Origin of the sequence: Arthrobacter sp. KNU-44, assembly GCF_051843155.1 — a bacterium.
Taxonomy (GTDB): Bacteria; Actinomycetota; Actinomycetes; order Actinomycetales; family Micrococcaceae; genus Arthrobacter.
Genome location: NZ_JBPXNG010000002.1, coordinates 3,086,218 through 3,104,663, shown reverse-complemented (window position 1 = coordinate 3,104,663; position 18,446 = coordinate 3,086,218). Strand labels below are relative to the sequence as shown.

The window sequence follows — 18,446 nt, the reverse complement described above, 5'->3', positions numbered from 1 at the left end:
AAGCCCCACTGGGAAAGACGACCCGGCTAGAACGGGAGCGTTCGCTCAGGGATCCTTTACGGGACGCCGCACCCTAGCAGGCCATCTGTCGTTACGGCCGGGGTTTCCAAGCCGCGCCTCTAGTCAGGTTCGCTGCGTTTCTTCCGTTGGATAGATCCCGACTGCCTTCAGTCCTGTTGCAGAACCGGCGACTTCAAGCACGCCCGTGCCGGTCTTGACGTACACCACGGTGTGGTCCCGACGGCCTTGACCCAGATACCAGCGTCCCGTTGCTGGTGTCCTCAGTCCTCCCGTTAAGGGTTCGATATTCGGGAGAATCAGGGTCTCGTCTACTGGCGAACCGGTGAAGGCTGCCACAGGTTGAAAGATGAGGGTGCCGCCCTGCACCGTTGCGCATCCAGTAATCCACCCACGCTTATCAGCAGGACCCGGTGGGGTATAGCCCGAGGGCAGCGACCTGGGGCCTGGCCGAAGGCTGCATTCAACGATGCCCTTATCAACATTTTGGGCGACTCTCCGTTTCTTCAGCGGGCTGACCAGCAAACCCATCAGAAGATAGACCACGAATGTGGCCGGGGCTAGAGCCGACAGATACAGCGCAGACGTCCGCAATGCCTGCCACGGGAGTGTCACTATGACAACGATCAACAGACTCACGAAGATCCCAGCCAAGTCGTAGGTCTTCTCCATCCAGGTGCGAGGCGCCGGCTCAAGCTTTTCAACAGCCATCGGGGCTCCCGTCCCTAGAAACCACTGGGGGGCACATCTCGCCTAGCTCTTTTCAGCGGCCCAGCCCTTGGCAAATGCTTCAAAGGCCCCGATCATGCACCCAGGTTGTGTTGCCCTGACCCTAAACCGGGATACGGGACGGTGCAAGATCCTTGACCAAATCCTTGGATAACCGTGCTTGGTAACATCGGCACCGTCCAGTTAAGGGATCCTTTACCGAACGCCTAGAAGGGGGAGCCGGGGCCGGTGCGGCGACTCCGTGAGCAGGACTTCTGTTTAGAGTCCGTGTTCCAGAACATGATCGAGTGCTGCTCGTCCGGTCGGTCCCCACGCCGGTTTTCCTCCCGGAAGGCCGCGATCGCCGTTTTGTCCCATCTGCATGAGAACAGGCTCTTCAAGGCGGCCAACCCACGCGCGCGCCGGACTGTTGCCTCATCCGCGTGGGCGTACACATCGAAGAACCGGGAAGCGGCGCCCGCAGGAAGGATTACCCATGCGGCCGCGAGGTCCCATGCCGGATCACCGGCGAACAAATCACCGAAGTCGATCACGCCAGAGAGCGTCCCGTTCGAAACTACGACGTTCGCTGGATGGAGGTCACCGTGAACCCAAACCCGCGGCCCCTCCCATTCCGGAGCCGTAACGGCGTCAGCCCAGACGGCCCGGACATCATCGGCAATGTCTAACGGGACGACAGCCTCAAAGAAGTGGCCGAACACCTCCGTGCACCTTTTAGGGTGCCCGCCACGGTCGGTGCTGTCCGGCGCTTCGGCAGGCGCCTCCACATGGAGCGCTCTAAGGAATCCAGCGAGAGTTTCCGCGGAGTGGTCTGCACGGCTGATCTGGGTATAGTCCAGTGGCTCACCAGGAACCCACGTCATAACGGACCACCGCTTCGGGAAGAGCGCGGACGGCACGCCGATCCGGACAGGATTCGGGACCGGAAGCGGCAGTCGCGGGGCAAGGACAGGCAGCCATCGGCACTCCTTACGCTGGAGGTCCGGGGCACGCTCTGAACGCGGCATGCGCACAGCGAGCTCATCCCCCAGTCGCCACTGCTGGTTATCCCACCCGCCCGGTACCTCACGTATGGCCAGCCCTGCAAGGTCTGGATGCTGCTCCTGCAGCAGGCCATGAACCAGGTCCGGGGTGATCTCAATCTCGGAGTCAATCATACGAAGGCACAGTACTCGGTCCTCGCGGGGGACATGCCGCAGCCGACCTCGGTTGGGCGCTCCGCCCGTGTGCTTCGAGACGCCCGGGGACAGGTGTATCGGCCGCGAGTCATCTTCGGCTCTAGTCTTTTGCCGGCATCACCTCGTGACATGGCCACAGCACATTGCCGCTCAGCTATAACCAAAAGGGTACTGACCAAATCGAGTTCCGGTCCGGGGTAGACGCCCCCAAAATCGTCCCGTTAGCCGGTCCCGTACCGGCCACCCGGATGCCAGTGCGCACTGACTCCGGAACCATGGTGGAGAGGGGCTGGCTCATACCCGTAAGACCCGCCCGCAAAACTGCCCGGTGAAGGTGCCCTAAACGCTGCACAGTTTCCGGTTCCATTTCCTTGGAGGTGGAACCATAGCTAGACCTTCCCGCCAATCGCAATAGCGCTGCAAAGCGCTTCCCGGTCAACGAGTTCAGTAGCTACTTTCAGGCACTACTAAGGACGCGATCGAGCGCTGCCCGGCCTGCTGGTCCCCATGTGGGTTTGCCGCCTGGAAGGCCCCGGTCACCGTTCTGTCCCATCAGCATGAGGAACAGGCTTTTCAAGACAGCCAGCCCGCGGGCGCGCCGGATTGTTGCTTCGTCCGCATGCCCGTAAACGTCGAAGAACCTTGAGTCGACGCCCGCGGGAAGGACCACCCAGGCGGCCGCGAGGTCCCATGCCGGATCACCGGCACACAGGTCACCGAAGTCAATAACGCCCGAGAGCGTCCCGCCCGAAACGACAACATTTGCGGGATGAAGGTCTCCGTGCACCCACACGGGCGGACCTTTCCACTCAGGTGCCGCAACGGCATCAGCCCAGAGCGCCCTGACATCGTCGGCAACGCCGTTGGGGTCAACGGCTTGAAGAAAGTGCTCGAAGCCAGCCGTGTACCTCACAGGATGAGCGCCGCGGTCAGAACTGATCGGCGCCTCTATTGGTGCCTCCACATGGAGCGCTCTGAGGAAGTCCGCCAAAGCGTCCGCCGCGTGGTCTCCGCGGCTAATCGAGGTGCAGTCCAGTGCCTCGCCGGGAACCCACGACATGATGGTCCAGGGCTTAGGGAAGAGCGCAGACGGTTCACCGATCCGTACCGGGTTCGGAACCGGAAGCGGCAGTAGCGGGGCTAGCACGGGCAGCCACCGACACTCCTTGCGCTGAAGCTCCGGGGCACGTTCTGTACGCGGCATTCGCACAGCGAACTCGTCCCCAAGACGCCACTGCTGGTTATCCCACCCACCCGCTACTTCAAGAATGCTCAGGCCAGCGAGGTCCGGATGCTGCTCCTGCAGGAGAGTACGGACCAAGTCCGCGGTGATTTCAATCTGGGAGTCGGTCACACGAAGCGACCCTACTACTATCCCCGGAGAAAATGACGTACTACCCCTCGATCATCCAACGCGTTGGAAGGGCTTGACGAATATAGAAGCATCCAAAGCTCACGCGCGCCGCGCGGGTCGCGAATCCGATGCTAAGGCCTTCCCTCTCCTGGACGAAATGACTCCGCCCGCTTCCGAGGCCGTGACTGCAGTATGCGAACTACCCGTTCCCATTTGTGCAGGCATGGCGGATCCCACTCGTGCCCGACACATGGAGATGATCGCCGGGTAGAGCCGTCCGGGCGAAATTCGCTCCTGCATCATCTCTCCTTGCTCAGGATGTCTGCTGATTCCTGCTAAGTTTCCCTCAGGTCATTAGAAAAAGACGCTTCTAGCGGTGGTTTTCCTGAGTCGGGGGTGCCTCTATGGTTTTCGTCAAGTTGCTGAGGGCGTTCGTGGTTCGTAGAACGTGCCGTCTCTGAGCATGGCGAAGAGCGTGTCGCAGCGGCGGCGGGCGAGGGCGATGAGGGCCTGGTTGTGGCGTTTGCCTTCGGCGCGTTTCCTGTCGTAGTAGGCCCTCGACGGCGGGTCCTTCAAGGCTGCGAAGGCCGACAGGAACAGGGCTCTTTTGAGGATCTTGTTTCCTTTTCGGGATGGGTGGTCGCCACGGATGGATGTCCCGGATCTCCAGGTCACCGGAGCGAGGCCTGCGTAGGAGGCCATGTGCCCTGCGGTGGCGAAATCTTTGCCGACGATCTCGGTGAGGATGCGTGCTGCGGTCCTGACGCCGACCGCCGGGAGTGACGTCAGGACCGGGTGAAGAGGGTGGGCCTCCACGAGGGCTTCGACCTGCGTGAAGACGGTGTCCCGTGATTCGCGGATGTCGGCGAGCATCCGGGCAAGCTGGGGCAGGACGATGGTGGCCGCGTTCGTCCCGATGACTGTGACCGTTTGCTGGTCCAGGGCGGCGATGATCTCGCCGGCGAGGCGTTCGCCCATCCGGGGTGCGAGCTTCTTGAGCCTGTTACCGATCCGGCGGCGGCCGGCATGGCGGAGGGCTTCGGGGGTCGGCCAGGTTCGCAGCAGATCCAGCACGGCCGGGTGGTCCAGGCGCGGGCCAAGGACACGCTCCAGGGCCGGGTGGATCTGGGTGATCAGGCCGCGGATCCTGTTCGACGTCGCGGTGGCCTGTTTGGAAAGGTCGTCGTCGAAGCCGCAGAGCATGGTCAGTTCCGCTAGCTGTTCGTCGGCGATCTGGATGGAGCGCAGGGTGTGGGGCATGGTCCGGGCCGCTTCGGCGATGATGAACGCGTCCCGGGCGTCGGTTTTAGCCTCGCCAGGGTGTAGGTCCGCGATCCGGCGCATCGCCAGTCCGGGCAGGTATCCGACGGTGACACCGGCGGCCTGGGCAACTGCGACCGGCAACGCACCGATCGTCGCTGGCTGGTCAACCACGAGCAGGATGCTGCCGTGCTTGTTCAAAGAATCGAGGATTTCGCGCAGCCTGACCTCGTCGTTGGGCAAGGCCTTGTCGAAGAGCTTCTTACCTGCCCGGTCCAAGGCAACGGCGTGGTGTTCGCCCTTGCCGACGTCCAGGCCGATAAAGACATCGATGCTTTCGTGGTTTCCGATCACCTATACCTCCCAGTCGCAGCGGCTGATACCTGTGCTGGACTGTCCGCGGTGTCAGAGCCCGGCATCCACGTTACGCACGACGATCCCAACCTGTCCTGCCTCTATTAGCGGTCTCTCCGGCACCTACCGGACCCCGGTGACAACACCCCCCGGATCATTTACGACTGGGGGCGGCAATCATGCCGGGGCCGGCAGGCCAGCACACCCTCATCCTGCAACAGGATCGGGCTACGAGAAAGGTAACGGGGCTAGCCACCGGCATGCTGCTTCCCCGACTCAGGTTTCAACTACGGAGAAGAGTGTCATGAGTTTTACCTCGCCCGAGACTGGGGCTTCACCGGCGGAGCCACGCCAAAAATTCTGTGCAGAGTGCGGTGCTGAAGCCGGGCTGGGCAGATTCTGCTCATCCTGCGGTGCGACGTTGGCCAATGGATCAGTCGCCACATCGACGCCCGGCACGGTTCCCGGGCCGTCATCACCGGGTCACAACCCCCCCTGCTGGTGCGTCTGCCGACTCGATGTACGACAAGACGTCTAACGGAGGATTCGTGCCGGTTGCCGCCGTAGCGCGCCAGACGACCGAATACGTTGAAGTCGCCAGCCTTGGCGTGGTCAAGCTGGCGTCGATCGGGCAACGGGCTCTTGCCCGGGTGCTGGATATTGTTCTCGTGGTGATTGCGGTCGTGGCGTACATATCCATCATGGTGGCTGTGGCCACTGGCGGGTCGGGGGCATTCTACTCACTAAGCGGTCTCAGTCCGTTGGCGTCGCTCACCTTCATTGCGGTCCTCGGCTACCTGTACGAAATACTCATGGTTACCTTCTGGGGCCGTACGGTGGGCAAGATGATCGTCGGCGCGCGGATCATCCGTGCAGAGGACGGGATGAAACCAAACTTCGGCAATGCGTTCCTGCGTTGGCTGGCACCGGGTCTCGGCGCCCTCATTCCTTTCCTTGGACAACTCGGGGCTGCGCTCGTGCTCCTGTCGCCCACCTTTGATTCCAGCGGTCGGCGTCAGGGCTGGCACGACAGAATGGCCGGAACGCTGGTCGTCGAAGCACGTCAGTCAGTTGCCGCGACGCGATAGTGAAGAGGCCTGTATTGACACTATCCACCGGGCTCGACCGTCTCGACTTCTTCGAGACGCTCATCTTGCCAGGGTCGCTGGTGACTTCCTAGCATCCTTCGTTCGCTTCAAGGACGCATCGACCCATACAGATTGGGGCATCTTTCGCCGTCTCGATGCGCTGCTCCAGCCACGGGGTCATAAGCGCCGGAGATCGAGGGGTCGCCCGGGGGCTGATGACCCCGATGAAAAACCCGTCTTTCCGGGGGAGTCATCCGCTCCCTTCCGCTCGATTGCTCCGGGTCTCCGGAAAAGTGCCGGAGCAATCGAGCGGTTCTGGGCGGTGGCGGCGGATTAGTCCCGGCTGCTTCACATCGGTCCGACGTGCCGCAACTATTGGCCCGTATCCGGTAGACGACGATCCCCCTCTGGGTGCGGTAGCTCGACCACGACGATAGCGTCGGCCCATCGGCTCTCTGTTGGCCCGTGACCTTGCGGGCACGACATGAAGCTCCCTCAACTGCTCCAAGACTGGGATGAAGGCATCTCGGAGGTTCTTGATCAGTCCTGGGAGGGACCGACTCCTCCGAGCGTTCAGGATGGCGTTAAGTGCCCGCAACGTCGCGAAGATATGCGCGTTCTCGAAGCGGTCGATATCTTCGAAGGTGACTATGTCCGCGTCGACAACTTCGAAGAAAAGACCGGGCTAGTTGCGGCGAGACGTCGCCCTCCACGCTCTCCAAGGCGAGGAACAATGCTGCGATCGTCCTGCAGACCGGGCGCGCTGTGTCGCCGTGCTCGTGCTGTTCGGAAGGTCCTGCAGGTGCGGCCATTGTCTGTTCCCCGTCACGCCAAAATGTGCCTTGCTATGTGACGATAGACCATCCGTTGGCGGCCGGAAAGCGCCGCGGTTTGCTCCACGCAGTCCGTGCGGAGTTGCCTTGGCCGGCCAGCGTAGAAACGTGCTGGGCGCGGCGGCCCCATCGTCGAGCTTTGGTGCCTTGGCTGTGGTGGACCTCTCTGAAATGATGGACGCAACCTGCAGAGAGGGGCGCGCCAATGTCTGCTACTCATGAGGAAGCCCAAGAATCAAGGGAAGAAACCATCCTGCGGATACGGAGGGGAATCCGAATGGCCCAACTTCGGGTCACCTTGGACGAACTCCAGGGACGTCAGACGCCGGAAGCGGTCGTGCGGCTGTCGCAGCGTACACCGCCGAAACTGCTGTCCCCATTCGATACCTTGAGAACGCCGGATGGGAAGCTCCGGAGAGATCCGGAGGCCCGGCGTGAGATGGCTCTGTATTTGCGCCGTGGGATCCGGGCCGCGCAATTGAGGGTCGCCCTCGACGAGCAGCGAGACCGGCCGACGCCCGAAGCGGTGACGAGGCTGGCCCGGATGGAGCTTCCGACGCTGGAATAGCCTTCCGACGTGGCACGGCAGAGCATCGATCCATCCGCTTCCAACTGTTCCTTCAGTATTGAACGCCGTACTGGCTGACGTAAATTGGGTGTCATCATTCGAGTGGGTCTGGAACGAGTTGGACTCTCCCTTACGTCGCTTCTCATGTTTCAGCTCTGCCTTGCTGCGCTGCGGATCGCGCAGCGTTGGTCCAGCTATCGGCACCCTCCCCGCGATAGTCTCGGGGCATGGCGTTCAGACTGCGACTCCCGTTCGCAAAAGAGGAACCAGCGGAGCCAACCGAGCAGCTGACCCTCATCCAGGAAGAAATCGCCCGCGAGCGGCCACTGCTGCTCCAGCGCATCGCCAGCATGCACACTAGGGGATCCCTCCTGGTGACGGCTTCCGGCGTAGTGAGCGTCGTCCAAGCCAGTCAGCCGGCAACCCCATGGCAATACATCAGTGTGCTACTTGGCGCCACCTCGGCCGTCATCGGGCTGTTCTCGCTCGTGCCCAAGCGGGGCAAGGACGCCATGGCATCCAAATTCATCAATGAGCGATTGGTAGCTGACGCCTACAGCGTGCGGTACAGCATCGTGATGGACTCCGCCAAGTCGCTCGACGACGACGCCGACCACCTGAGGTTCCTCGGCAGGACCATCACGTGGGGCTACTCGTTCCTCGTCGTGGCCCTCACCGCCAGTATGATTATTTCAACGCTTCACGAGTTCAAGAAGATCTAGGAGGACTCACATGCCGAAGCCACCTCCGGACCCCCGGCCTAAGATCCAGCTGCCGTCCACGCTAACCAGCATCTCGAAGAGCGGCAGCGGCACCAAGCCCACGCCGCATCCACGGCCGCAAAAGGGCAAATAAGCCCTTGGGGGAGCCTCGGATCGATTACTCTCAACAAAAGCGAATTTAGCCTTTGATGATTAGGTACTTGCTGCCGGACTTCGCTGAATCAGCCGTCTGCGCAGAGGTAGTCGCCTTGGGCTAGGGGCCGGCCACGGTCACGTTATAAGTTACGTCTCGAATGCACTCTGCTTTCGCGTCCCAAATACTGAGAGTGAAAGACCCTGCAGTGGCTGGTATGCCCGACAAATGGCCGGGCTTCTGATTCACGGTCAGACCCGTCGGGACTGTTCCGGTCATCTTAATCAACGTGAAATCGGGTTCTTTAAGAATTTTCTTCCAACTTACCGGCTCGCCGGTGCAGGAAGGCGTGAAGGCGTCCACCAAGAGGCAATAGGCGAGACCCACCAAGCTCAGCACTATGGATACAAACTGATCCGGCATTGCCTTTGCAAACAAGAAGTAGTAGGGGACCCACATGATGAAGCCGACAGCTCGGTACCACCACCGCGCACAAGTCGTCCCTGTGCTAGCTGAAGCGAGCAGGCTTGTATAAAACAGCGCCGGAGCCAGTATCAGCACACCTTCGGCAACGGGTACCATTCCAAGCTTTATGAACACACCGGGCGCTGTGACTGCTGCAAGCCCTGCAAGGACTGCAAGCCAACGGCTGGCAGTGCGCTTCGGCTTTTGGACATCAAAATCAGCTTCATGTTCAACCATCACCGTCAAGGCTTTTCCCCAAATCTTTGCGTGTCCTCAGTCGTTCAACCACGCCCTGAGCTCATGAACAATATCAGCACAGCCAGCCCAGTAGCCATAAGACGCGGCGCGCTTGTACCGCCTCAGTTCTTAGGAAAGAGGGCAATTGCCGGGAGGGCTGAAGGTTTAATTGACACTTCAACTAAAACTTCAGCAGTCCCGACCGAATCCAGGAAATCAGGGCTCTGACAAGTGTCATAACCCCGACATGTGCTAACGCATGTCGATCACGCCCGTGCCCATTTCGATCCGGTTGGTCCGGGCCGCGATGGCCGCCAACAAGGGGAACGGCGAGGCCTGCTGGCGCGCAAAGTGGTGAACGCGGAAGAAGGCTCCGTTGATGCCGAGTTCCTCGGCCGCAACCGCAAGGTCGATCCCTTGGAGCAAGGCGTCGCCGGCCGAAGGAGTGCGCGAGCCTTGGACGGGTCCCCAATGGCCGAAGGAAAGAAAACCGATTCGTTTCATGCCCGCATCAACCACGGGGTGGGCCCGGGAATTCCTTAGCGCGTGCTCCCCGCCAGCAGGCCACGGCGCAACAGGAGGCGGCGCTCAATCGGGGCGAAGACCACGAGTTCGATCAGGATGCCCACAAACAGGATCGCGAGGATCGCGGACATGACCGTGGCCATGTCGGACAAGGTGCGGCCCTGGTCCAGGAGCGAACCGAGCCCGAAGCCGATGGTGCCGCCCACTGCGATGATTTCGGCGGCCATGAGCGAACGCCAAGAGAACGCCCAGCCCTGCTTGAGGCCGCCCAGGTATCCGGGGAGGGCCGCCGGCAGGACGATCTGCAAGGCCATCTGCAGTCGCGAGGCCCCGAGGACCTTGCCGACGCTCCGGTATTGCGGCGGAATCTGGTCCACGCCGGAAATCAGCCCGTTGATGATGGACGGGATGGCACCCATGAGGACGACGAAGTAAACAGTGCCGTCCGAGAGCCCGAACCAGATGATCGCCGCGGGAACCCAGGCAACCGACGGCAGCACCTGGAGCCCGGAGATGAGCGGGCCGAAGGCACGGCGCAACGGCTGCACCTGTGCCAGGAGCAGGCCAACCGGAGTAGCCACGGCAACGCTGATGAGGAAGCCGATGACGCCGCGCTGAAGTGAGGTCCAGATGGCTTCCTGGGCTTTGCCTTCGGCCCAGAGGGCACCGAACTGTCCTAGGACATCAAGCGGCCCGGGAACCTGGTCGCGGCGCTTGAAACCGAGGGAGACGTAGAACTGCCATGCCAGGATGAGGACCAGGAGCGCCGCAATAGGGAGGATGACCCGGGTCCAGTCGATGTGCGCCTTGCGGTGGGCGTCCGACTGCAGCTTGTCCAGGCCGGCCTCGAGATCCCGGAGTTCGTCCGGGTTTCCCTTTAGGGACGGCGAGGTGATGTGGCGGGACTGCGGAGCTTGCTCTGCAGTTTCCCCTTCGGCAAGCCGGGTCTCTTGTTCAATTGGCATGGCGGCGGATCTCCTCGCGCAGGCGGCGGGTAATGGTTCCGGTCAGCTCCCCGGCACGGCCGGCGTCGGTCCGGTGTTCCTCGGTGACGTTCCACTCGGCCACGACCCGTCCCGGACGGGAGGACAGCAGGAGGACCCGCTGGCCGAGCCTGACGGCTTCGCGCACGTTGTGCGTCACGAACACGATGGTGCGGCCCGTTTCTTTCCAGATCCTCTCTAGCTCGTCGTGCAGAAGGTCACGGGTGATGGCGTCGAGGGCAGCGAACGGTTCGTCCATGAGCAACAGCTGCCGGTCCTGGGCCAAAGCGCGGGCCAGGGCGACGCGTTGCCGCATGCCGCCGGAGAGCTCGTGGGGGCGCTTGTCCCCCGCGCCACCCAAATGGACGAGGTCCAACAGCTCGCCCGCACGGGCAGCACGCGACGCTTTGCTCAGGCTGCCGGACTTGTCGGCGAGTTTCAGCGCGAGTTCGATGTTGCCACGGGCAGTGAGCCACGGGAACAGCGCTGAATCCTGGAACATGAAGGCGGCACCGTCGCTGGGCACCTCCAGGGCGCCCGACGTCGGCTGGTCCAGCCCCGCGAGGATGTTCAGCAGGGTGGATTTGCCGCAGCCGGACGCACCGAGCAGGGCGACGAACTCGCCTTGCTCGATGGTGGCGTTGACGTCGTCCAGCACCGGGGCGCCGTCGCCGAAGCGTTTACCCAGGTGTTCCAGTACGACTGGCATGGTCCCGTCCTTCGTTCGTTGCTTCGTTGTTGAATTCCCAACTGACTGGCAGTTGTTGTCGTTATGAGCCTTCAAAACGACAACAACTGCGAGTCAGTTGGGCCTTGGCGGTTCAGTCTTGGCCCAGTCCTGCGGCCGAGGTCTTCTGCCCGGTCACGCTGTTGAGGGCGCGGAGGTCGAAGATGCCGTTGATGTCGGCGGGTTTGGTGATGCCGGCGTCGACCCCGTCCTGGAGCAGCTTCTTGTAGGTTCCAGCGAGCGGGTCCACGGTGAAAGTGATGTTCTTCAGGGAGCGGTCGATGACGTCGGCCGGGAGCGTGCTGCCCGCGGTCGCCTTCAGGGCGGCGTTGATGGCCGTGGCCTTGTCGGCGGCCGAAGCGGTGTTGAGCCAGTTGACCGAGGCTTCGTGGCCTTGGATCAGGGCGGTCACGGTCTGCGGGTGTTCAGCGGCGAACTTCTTGCTCACGATCAGGATCGTGGTGGGGAACGCGCCTTTATCCCAGAGGTCCTTCTCGTCCACCAGGACCTTGCCTCCGGCCTGGACCACCAGACGTGAGGCCCAAGGCTCGGGCAGCCACGCGCCGTCGAGCTTTCCGTCCTGGAAGAGCTTGAGGGTCTGGGCGTTGTCGGTCGGGTTGATGGCGACGTCGCCCCCGCCGTTCGGGTTGGTCTTCAGGCCCTGCTTGCCCAGCCAGGCGCGCAGCGCCACGTCCTGGGTGCCGCCCAGCTGCGGGGAGGCGAGGGTCTTGCCCTTGAGGTCCGCGGCGGAGTTGATGCCGGGCCTGACCACCAGCTGGGCTCCGCCGGAAGCCGCGCCGGCGATGATGCTGATGGATGCGCCCTTGCTCTGGACGAAGGAGTTGATGGCCGGGTTGGGGCCAAGGTATGCGGCGTCGATCGCTCCGGCGTTCAGGGCCTCGACCGCGGCCGGCCCGGCGTTGAAGATCTGGGTGGTGAGCTTGGTGCTGCCCAGCTTGCTGGCGATGATGCCCTTGCTGACGCCCACCAGCGCGGGGGCGTGGGTGACGTTGCCGAAGTAGCCGAGCCGGAGTTCGGCGGCGGGCGTCGTTGCCGCGGCCGGCTGGGTTTCGTTGTTCTTGGCCACAACCGATGCGACGGCGGCGCCGGCACCGATCAGCAGGACGAGTCCGACGGCGATGCCGATCTCGAGCGCGCGGCGGCGCTTGGACTTGTTGCTCTCGCCGGCGACGATGCGCGTGGTTCCCGGGTTCGAGGCGGGCGGCGTGGGTTCTGGGGTGTTTGACATGTTGATCCTTGGAGTGCGTGAAGGGGCTGGGCGTTTGTCAGGCCCTGCGACATCGCCCCGGGAGGGCAGGCAAGGACCAATCCGAAGAGGTCATGGATTCACCATAGGGACTGTCATATTTGCCGTTCAATGACCCGGAAACCCGGGGTCACGCACGTTCATGCGGCGTCATAATTCGGCCGGCCCCAACGCAAAAAACCGCAGCTTGTTTCCCGTCCCGGACCTTGAAGTCGGGGTTTGGGAAACAAGCTGCGGTTCCAGTCACCGAGAACGTCAGATGACGTAACGTTCGTCCTCGTGGTCGCCCGGGTGGTCCTTCACCAGGCCGGCGGCCAGGGTGTTGCCGTCCACGGGGTCGATCACCAGGAACGCGCCCGTGCGGCGGTGGTGCAGATAGTTCTCCAAGGGCAAGGGCGCGGCCAGTCGAAGCTGGGCGTTGCCGATGTCGTTCAGCTCAAGGCTCGAGGCGGCCTCAACGTTGAACGTGGCCAAGTCGAGCTTGCCCGTTACATTGCGGACGAGTGCCTGGACGGTCCGGGTCCCGTGCTTCACGAGCACCTTGGCACCTTCGCGCAGCGGCTTGGGCGAAAGCCAGCACAGCGCCGCGTACAGGTCGGCCGAGCTCTCGCGCACCGTCCCTGCTGCGGCAATGGTGTCTCCGCGGGCGATGTCGATTTCATCGGCCAGGCGGATCGCCACCGACTGCGGAGCAGTAGCCTCAGCCAGCTCGCTGCCGGCGAAGTCGATCCCCGTCACGGTGGTGATGCGGGGCTCGTGGCCCGGGCTCAGGACGGTTACCTTGTCGCCAAGCTTCACGGTTCCTTCCGTGATCTGGCCGGCGTAGGCGCGGTAGTCGCGGTACGCTCCGACGTCGAGCCCTGCGGCGACGGCGTCGGGAGCCAGCGCGCCCTGCGGGCGGATGACCAGCTGGACCGGGAAGCGGAAGCTCTCCAGGTGGCTTTCAAGCTCGTCGGCGGCCGGAAGGGTTTCCAGGACCTCGAGCAGGGCCGGGCCGCTGTACCAAGGTGTGCGGTCCGAGCGGTCCACGACGTTGTCGCCGTCGAGCGCCGACACTGGGATGACTGCGACGTCGGCAATGCCGTCGCTGCCCAAGCCAAGCTCGCGGGCAACCTTCTGCACGTCCGTCTCGATCTCGCGGAAGACGGACTCGCTGAAGTCCACGAGGTCGATCTTGTTCACAGCGACGATCACGTGCGCCACGCGAAGCAACTGCAGCACTGACAGGTGGCGGCGGGTCTGCTCGAGGACTCCCTTACGGGCGTCAATGAGTACGACGACGGCGTCCGCAGTGGACGCGCCCGTCACCGTGTTCTTGGTGTACTGCACGTGGCCGGGGCAGTCCGCGAGGATGAAGCTGCGGCGGTCGGTGGCGAAGTAGCGGTAGGCGACATCGATCGTGATGCCCTGTTCCCGCTCGGCACGAAGACCGTCGGTCAGGAGGGCGAGGTCGATCGCTTGGCTGCCTGTTGCGCCGGCTCCGCCAAAGCCACGGTCCGCTGAGGTGCGGGCGACGGCGTCGAGCTGGTCGGCAAGGATCGCCTTGGAATCGTGCAGCAGGCGGCCCACCAGGGTGGACTTGCCGTCGTCGACAGATCCAGCCGTGGCGAAGCGGAACAGCGTCCCCACCGGCACCCTAACCTCGCTGCGCTCGGCCAGGGAACCCTGCCGGTGTGGGCCCGCGTTGGACTCGGTGATTGAGCTTGTGGAAATCGTGCTCATTAGAAGTAGCCGTCCTTCTTGCGGTCTTCCATGGCTGCCTCGGAGATGCGGTCATCTGCACGGGTGGCGCCACGTTCGGTGAGTGTGGATGCGGCAACTTCGACGACGACGTCGGCAACCGTGCGGGCGTCGGAAAGGACGGCGCCGGTGCAGGACATGTCGCCCACAGTGCGGTAGCGGACGAGCTTCGTGATGACTTCCTCGTGCGGTTTCGGCATGGAAACCTCGCCGACCGCGCGCCACATGCCGTCGCGTTCGTAAACCTCGCGCTCGTGGGCGTAGTACAGGCCGGGCAGCTCAATGCCTTCGCGTTCGATGTAACGCCACACGTCCAGCTCGGTCCAGTTGCTGATGGGGAACGCGCGGACGTGCTGGCCCACTGTGTGGCGGCCGTTGTACAGGTTCCACAATTCGGGGCGCTGGTTGCGGGGATCCCACTGGCCGAATTCGTCGCGCAGGCTTAGGATGCGTTCTTTGGCACGGGCCTTGTCCTCGTCGCGGCGGCCGCCCCCGAAAACGGCGTCGAACTTGTTGCGCTGGATGGCATCCAGCAGCGGCACGGTCTGCAGCGGGTTGCGGGTACCGTCGGCACGCTCGGCAAGTTCGCCACGGTCGATGAACTCCTGGACGGAGCCAACCACGAGCTTGAGGCCCAGACGCTCCACCGTGCGGTCACGGAAATCGATGACCTCGGGGAAGTTGTGGCCGGTGTCCACGTGCAGCACCGGGAACGGCACCTTGCCCGGCCAGAACGCCTTCGTGGCCAGGTGCAGCATCACCACGGAGTCCTTGCCGCCGGAGAACAGCAGCGCAGGCTTCTCGAACTCGGCAACAACCTCGCGGATGATGTGGATTGCCTCGGACTCCAACGTATCCAGGCTGGACAAGCGTGCGCGGGGTTCGAAGCTAGTCGGCGTCTCAGCAGCGTCGGTTTCCAGCACAGACAACTCCAGGTCCTCGTTGGTTGTGTAGATGCTCATACGTGTAGTCCGCATTCTGTCTTGTCGGTTCCTGCCCAGCGGCCGGAGCGGGGGTCCGCTCCCGGGGCCACTTTGCGGGTGCAGGGCTGGCATCCGATGGACGGGTAGCCCTGGCTCAGGAGGGGGTTGACGGGAAGGATGTTGTCTTCGGAGTACTGGACCAGCTGGTCAAAGCTCCAGTCGGCCATCGGGTTGACCTTGACCAGGCCATTGGTCTCGTCCCACGTGATCAGCGGGGTGTTGGTCCGGGTGGGGGCCTCGTCGCGGCGGACTCCGGTGAACCAGACTTCGTAGCCGGCGAGGGTCCGGCGCAGCGGCTGGACCTTTCGGAGCGCGCAGCACTGGGCGGCGTCGCGGGCAAACAGATCCTTGCCGAGAAGCCGGTCCTGCTGCTCCACAGTGTTTTCCGGGAGCACGTCCACGATGTTCACGCGCAGGTTCGCGGCGACCTCGTCCCGCGTGGCGTGGGTTTCCGGGAAGTGGTAGCCGGTCTCCAGGAAGAGGACGTCGACGCCGGGAAACTGGTCCGCGACGAGGGCCGGCAGCACGGCGTCGGCCATGGAGCAGGCGACGGCGACGGCGGGCAGTTCGAAGTTGCGGGCCACCCAGGCGATGACGTCGCGGGCGGGCGCGTTCCAGCCGAGCTCTGCGGCACCGGCTTCGGCGAGCGCTTTGAGTTCGTCGTGGGAGCGGAGCTCGGTTGTGGCGGTCACTGGAGATCTCCTTCATCTGCGGAGTGTGCCCATTCGGCGAAGGTCTGGCCTTCGGCGCGGTCGGCCACGAACTTCCGGACTACCCGCTCTACGTAATCGGGCAGGTCCTCGACGTAAACCTTGAGGCCGCGCACGGTGCGTCCGAGGCCTGCTTCTTCGCGGTCGGACGAAGCCAGCCCGCCGCCCAAGTGGACCTGGAAACCCGGGGTGGGGTCGCCGTCGGGCGTTGGCAGCATCATGCCCTTGAGCCCGATGTCCGCAGTCTGGATGCGGGCGCAGGAGTTGGGGCAGCCGTTGATGTGCAGGGACAGTGCCTGCGGCAACTGACCGCTGTCCGCGAGGTCGGCCATGCGGCGTTCCAGTTCAGCGACGGCGGTGGCTGCCGTGACCTTGGTTTCCACGATGGCGAGTTTGCAGAATTCGATGCCGGTGCAGGCGATGGTGCCGCGGCGGAACACGGACGGGCGGGCGGAGAGGCCCAGGGTGTCCAGATCGGCGACGAGCGGTTCCACTTGCTCTTTGGCGACGTCGAGCACAACAATCTTCTGGTGCGGAGTGGTGCGCAGGCGGAACGAGCCACGTGCCTCGAGGGTGTCCGCGAGCTTCACGAGCTGGCTGCCCGAGAGGCGACCAGCCAAGGGCGTGGCACCGATGAAGAACTTGCCGTCCTTCTGCTCGTGGATGCCGACGTGATCGCCCGGAGTTGAAGGCTTGGGCGCTGCGGGGCCGTCGGCAAGCTTGAAACCGAGGTATTCGTCCTCGAGGATCTGGCGGAACTTCTCGGGACCCCAGTCCGCAAGGAGGAACTTCAGGCGTGCCTTGGTCCGCATGCGGCGGTATCCGTAGTCGCGGAAGATGCTGGTGACGCCGAGCCATACTTCGGCGGCTTCCTCGGGCTTCACGAACGCACCGAGCCGCTTGGCGAGCATCGGGTTGGTGGAAAGCGCGCCGCCCACCCAGAGGTCATAGCCGACGCCGAGTTCGGGGTGGACCATGCCGACCAGGCCGAAGTCGTTGATCTCGTGGACAACGTCCTGCGAGGGGTGGCCGGTGATGGCGGTCTTGTATTTGCGCGGCAGGTTGGCGAGCTCGGGGTCGCCGATGAAGCGCTCTGCGAGTTCGTGGATCAGCGGCGTGGGGTCGATGATCTCGTCCTTGGCGATGCCGGCGACCGGGGAGCCAAGGATGACACGCGGGACGTCGCCGCAAGCCTCGGTGGTGGACAGGCCCACGGATTCGAGGCGGCGCCAGATTTCCGGCACGTCCTCCACGCGGATCCAGTGCAGCTGGATGTTCTGGCGGTCGGTCAGGTCGGCGCTGCCGCGGGCGAAGTCTACGGAGATCTGGCCGATGACGCGCAGCTGCTCGGTGGTGAGCGCACCGCCGTCGATCCTCACGCGGAGCATGAAGTACTTGTCCTCAAGCTCGTGCGGCTCAAGGGTGGCGGTCTTGCCGCCGTCGATGCCGGGCTTGCGCTGGGTGTACAGGCCCCACCAGCGGAAGCGACCGTGCAGGTCCGTGCCGTCGATCGAGTCGAAGCCGTGCTTGGAGTAGACAGACTCGATACGCTCGCGGACGTTGAGCCCGTTGTCTTCCTGCTTCCAGGTTTCGTTGGCGTTGAGCGGCGCGGTGCCGTCGACTTTCCACTGGCCGTGGGGTTTCGCGGCAGGACGGGCGGTGCGGGCCGGGCGCTTGGAGGCAGCCTCGTCCGCAGACGCTCCGGCTAGAGCTGTATCAGTCATGCATCGACTGTAGGGCTGGCCAGATTTCTCCAACAACGACGCAGAAACGAAGAGTCACCTCGGGAAATATTTCGTCACGAACCGCCGTCGGGCCTTGTTCACCTGGCCGCGCTGTGCATTCGAAAATCCCGCTTAAGCGCTCGCGGCAACCACTGCGTCGTAGCGTTCCAGGGCGATCTTCGCGAGCACCGGAGAAGGCAGCAGCGGTGCCGTCACGACGTCGGCCCCGGCCTTGGACAGCTGGTCGTGGAAGTAGCCCGTGGCCAGCAGATACGAGGACACCACCACCCGGCCACCGTCTTCGGTGACTTCGGCGCGCAAGGCCGCGACGCCGTCGGGCACGTTCGGTTCGGCACTGGCGCCATAGGCGACGCGCACCTTGTTGGGAAGCATCTCGGCGAGCTGGCGCGCCTGCTCTTCCGAATCGACGGAACCGTCCGGTAGCGATGAGCCCGCGGCGGCGAGCAGGACGCCGTCGTCGTCGCCCAGGCCCGAGTCGCGCAACCGTGCGGCAAGCAACTCTGCGAGCCGCGGATCCGGCCCCAGCGGCGGCGCCGCGGACACCTCCGGGCGGGACTTGATCGCCTTGGGGATGTCCACCTTGACGTGGTAGCCGGTACTGAGCAGCAAAGGAACGACGACGGCGGGCGTGCCTTCCGGGAGTGCGGCCACCACGCCGCCCAACTCGGGCTCCTGGACGTCCACGTAGGCCTCGACAACGGTCAGGCCGGGCCGGAGCGCCTCAATCTCGGCCATGACCTGGCGGATAGCGGCTTGCCCTTCGACGTTCCGGGTTCCGTGGGCGCACGCGATCAAGACGGGGCTGTTCATGCGTGCAAGCGTAACGT

Annotated in this window: 15 protein-coding genes and 3 pseudogenes; 3 read left to right on the top strand and 15 right to left on the bottom strand. The window is 63.7% G+C overall.

Translation table 11 applies throughout. The features are described from left to right. Positions 1-123: 123 nt before the first annotated feature. The 4 genes and pseudogenes from ACSVHC_RS15555 to ACSVHC_RS15540 all read right to left on the bottom strand — a co-directional run bounded on the left by ACSVHC_RS15555 (position 124) and on the right by ACSVHC_RS15540 (position 4,958). A complete protein-coding gene (locus ACSVHC_RS15555) occupies positions 124-729 on the bottom strand; it encodes a hypothetical protein (RefSeq protein WP_439181087.1) in 606 nt (201 codons plus the stop codon). 224 nt (positions 730-953) lie between these two features. Next, positions 954-1,904, bottom strand: coding sequence for an aminoglycoside phosphotransferase family protein (locus tag ACSVHC_RS15550; RefSeq protein WP_439181086.1), 951 nt, complete (start codon positions 1,902-1,904; stop codon positions 954-956). A 478-nt stretch (positions 1,905-2,382) separates the two neighbouring features. After that, positions 2,383-3,279 carry an aminoglycoside phosphotransferase family protein gene (locus tag ACSVHC_RS15545; protein ID WP_439181085.1) on the bottom strand — a complete coding sequence of 299 codons (897 nt, stop codon included), beginning with the start codon at positions 3,277-3,279 and terminating at the stop codon, positions 2,383-2,385. A 414-nt stretch (positions 3,280-3,693) separates the two neighbouring features. After that, positions 3,694-4,958: pseudogene (locus ACSVHC_RS15540) on the bottom strand (IS110 family RNA-guided transposase). A gap of 483 nt (positions 4,959-5,441) precedes the next feature. Here ACSVHC_RS15540 and ACSVHC_RS15535 point away from each other — a divergent pair. Further along, positions 5,442-5,981, top strand: a complete 540-nt coding sequence (locus ACSVHC_RS15535) for an RDD family protein (protein WP_439181084.1) — start codon at positions 5,442-5,444, stop codon at positions 5,979-5,981. A 568-nt stretch (positions 5,982-6,549) separates the two neighbouring features. Here the strand turns inward: ACSVHC_RS15535 and ACSVHC_RS15530 are convergent. Further along, positions 6,550-6,657, bottom strand: a pseudogene (locus ACSVHC_RS15530) (YobI family P-loop NTPase); the annotation flags it as partial. Between the two features lie 434 nt (positions 6,658-7,091). On the opposite strand from ACSVHC_RS15530, the gene ACSVHC_RS15525 reads away from it, so the two are divergent. Both ACSVHC_RS15525 and ACSVHC_RS15520 read left to right on the top strand, forming a co-directional pair. After that, positions 7,092-7,382 (top strand): hypothetical protein, encoded by a 291-nt coding sequence (locus ACSVHC_RS15525; protein ID WP_439181083.1) that lies wholly within the window; start codon positions 7,092-7,094, stop codon positions 7,380-7,382. Positions 7,383-7,609: 227 nt separating this feature from the next. Then, positions 7,610-8,104, top strand: coding sequence for a hypothetical protein (locus ACSVHC_RS15520; RefSeq protein WP_439181082.1), 495 nt, complete (start codon positions 7,610-7,612; stop codon positions 8,102-8,104). A 253-nt stretch (positions 8,105-8,357) separates the two neighbouring features. Here ACSVHC_RS15520 and ACSVHC_RS15515 read toward each other — a convergent pair whose 3' ends face one another. The 10 genes and pseudogenes from ACSVHC_RS15515 to ACSVHC_RS15470 form a co-directional block, all read right to left on the bottom strand. After that, complete coding sequence (locus ACSVHC_RS15515) at positions 8,358-8,939, bottom strand: hypothetical protein (RefSeq protein WP_439181081.1); 582 nt, start codon at positions 8,937-8,939, stop codon at positions 8,358-8,360. 255 nt (positions 8,940-9,194) lie between these two features. Beyond that, positions 9,195-9,443, bottom strand: a pseudogene (locus ACSVHC_RS15510) (LLM class flavin-dependent oxidoreductase); the annotation flags it as partial. A gap of 35 nt (positions 9,444-9,478) precedes the next feature. Continuing rightward, positions 9,479-10,429 (bottom strand): ABC transporter permease, encoded by a 951-nt coding sequence (locus ACSVHC_RS15505; protein WP_437771158.1) that lies wholly within the window; start codon positions 10,427-10,429, stop codon positions 9,479-9,481. Further along, entirely contained in the window at positions 10,419-11,156 is a 738-nt protein-coding gene (locus ACSVHC_RS15500) for an ABC transporter ATP-binding protein (RefSeq protein ID WP_437771159.1), read from the bottom strand. The genes ACSVHC_RS15505 and ACSVHC_RS15500 overlap by 11 nt, the downstream gene beginning before the upstream one ends. Positions 11,157-11,268: 112 nt before the next feature. Beyond that, the gene (locus ACSVHC_RS15495) at positions 11,269-12,423 is read right to left on the bottom strand and encodes an ABC transporter substrate-binding protein (RefSeq protein ID WP_439181080.1); all 1,155 of its coding nucleotides are present in this window, start codon (positions 12,421-12,423) and stop codon (positions 11,269-11,271) included. Between the two features lie 273 nt (positions 12,424-12,696). Continuing rightward, positions 12,697-14,163 (bottom strand): sulfate adenylyltransferase subunit 1, encoded by a 1,467-nt coding sequence (locus tag ACSVHC_RS15490; RefSeq protein WP_437771161.1) that lies wholly within the window; start codon positions 14,161-14,163, stop codon positions 12,697-12,699. After that, positions 14,163-15,143 carry a sulfate adenylyltransferase subunit CysD gene (gene cysD, locus ACSVHC_RS15485; RefSeq protein WP_437771162.1) on the bottom strand — a complete coding sequence of 327 codons (981 nt, stop codon included), beginning with the start codon at positions 15,141-15,143 and terminating at the stop codon, positions 14,163-14,165. Before cysD ends, ACSVHC_RS15490 begins: the two co-directional genes overlap by 1 nt. Further along, positions 15,140-15,856 carry a phosphoadenylyl-sulfate reductase gene (locus tag ACSVHC_RS15480; protein WP_437771163.1) on the bottom strand — a complete coding sequence of 239 codons (717 nt, stop codon included), beginning with the start codon at positions 15,854-15,856 and terminating at the stop codon, positions 15,140-15,142. The genes cysD and ACSVHC_RS15480 overlap by 4 nt, the downstream gene beginning before the upstream one ends. Next, positions 15,853-17,598, bottom strand: a complete 1,746-nt coding sequence (locus ACSVHC_RS15475; protein ID WP_437771164.1) for a nitrite/sulfite reductase — start codon at positions 17,596-17,598, stop codon at positions 15,853-15,855. The genes ACSVHC_RS15480 and ACSVHC_RS15475 overlap by 4 nt, the downstream gene beginning before the upstream one ends. A 132-nt stretch (positions 17,599-17,730) precedes the next feature. After that, positions 17,731-18,429 carry a sirohydrochlorin chelatase gene (locus tag ACSVHC_RS15470; RefSeq protein ID WP_437771165.1) on the bottom strand — a complete coding sequence of 233 codons (699 nt, stop codon included), beginning with the start codon at positions 18,427-18,429 and terminating at the stop codon, positions 17,731-17,733. Positions 18,430-18,446 lie beyond the last annotated feature (17 nt).

Excerpts from the sequence above, each read along its gene's own strand:
- ACSVHC_RS15555 (WP_439181087.1), bottom strand. The coding sequence starts at position 729 with ATGGCTGTTGAAAAGCTTGAGCCGGCGCCTCGCACCTGGATGGAGAAG.
- ACSVHC_RS15550 (WP_439181086.1), bottom strand. The coding sequence starts at position 1,904 with ATGATTGACTCCGAGATTGAGATCACCCCGGACCTGGTTCATGGCCTG.
- ACSVHC_RS15525 (WP_439181083.1), top strand. The coding sequence starts at position 7,092 with ATGGCCCAACTTCGGGTCACCTTGGACGAACTCCAGGGACGTCAGACG.
- ACSVHC_RS15520 (WP_439181082.1), top strand. The coding sequence starts at position 7,610 with ATGGCGTTCAGACTGCGACTCCCGTTCGCAAAAGAGGAACCAGCGGAG.
- ACSVHC_RS15515 (WP_439181081.1), bottom strand. The coding sequence starts at position 8,939 with ATGGTTGAACATGAAGCTGATTTTGATGTCCAAAAGCCGAAGCGCACT.
- ACSVHC_RS15505 (WP_437771158.1), bottom strand. The coding sequence starts at position 10,429 with ATGCCAATTGAACAAGAGACCCGGCTTGCCGAAGGGGAAACTGCAGAG.
- ACSVHC_RS15500 (WP_437771159.1), bottom strand. The coding sequence starts at position 11,156 with ATGCCAGTCGTACTGGAACACCTGGGTAAACGCTTCGGCGACGGCGCC.
- ACSVHC_RS15495 (WP_439181080.1), bottom strand. The coding sequence starts at position 12,423 with ATGTCAAACACCCCAGAACCCACGCCGCCCGCCTCGAACCCGGGAACC.
- ACSVHC_RS15490 (WP_437771161.1), bottom strand. The coding sequence starts at position 14,163 with ATGAGCACGATTTCCACAAGCTCAATCACCGAGTCCAACGCGGGCCCA.
- cysD (WP_437771162.1), bottom strand. The coding sequence starts at position 15,143 with ATGAGCATCTACACAACCAACGAGGACCTGGAGTTGTCTGTGCTGGAA.
- ACSVHC_RS15475 (WP_437771164.1), bottom strand. The coding sequence starts at position 17,598 with ATGACTGATACAGCTCTAGCCGGAGCGTCTGCGGACGAGGCTGCCTCC.
- ACSVHC_RS15470 (WP_437771165.1), bottom strand. The coding sequence starts at position 18,429 with ATGAACAGCCCCGTCTTGATCGCGTGCGCCCACGGAACCCGGAACGTC.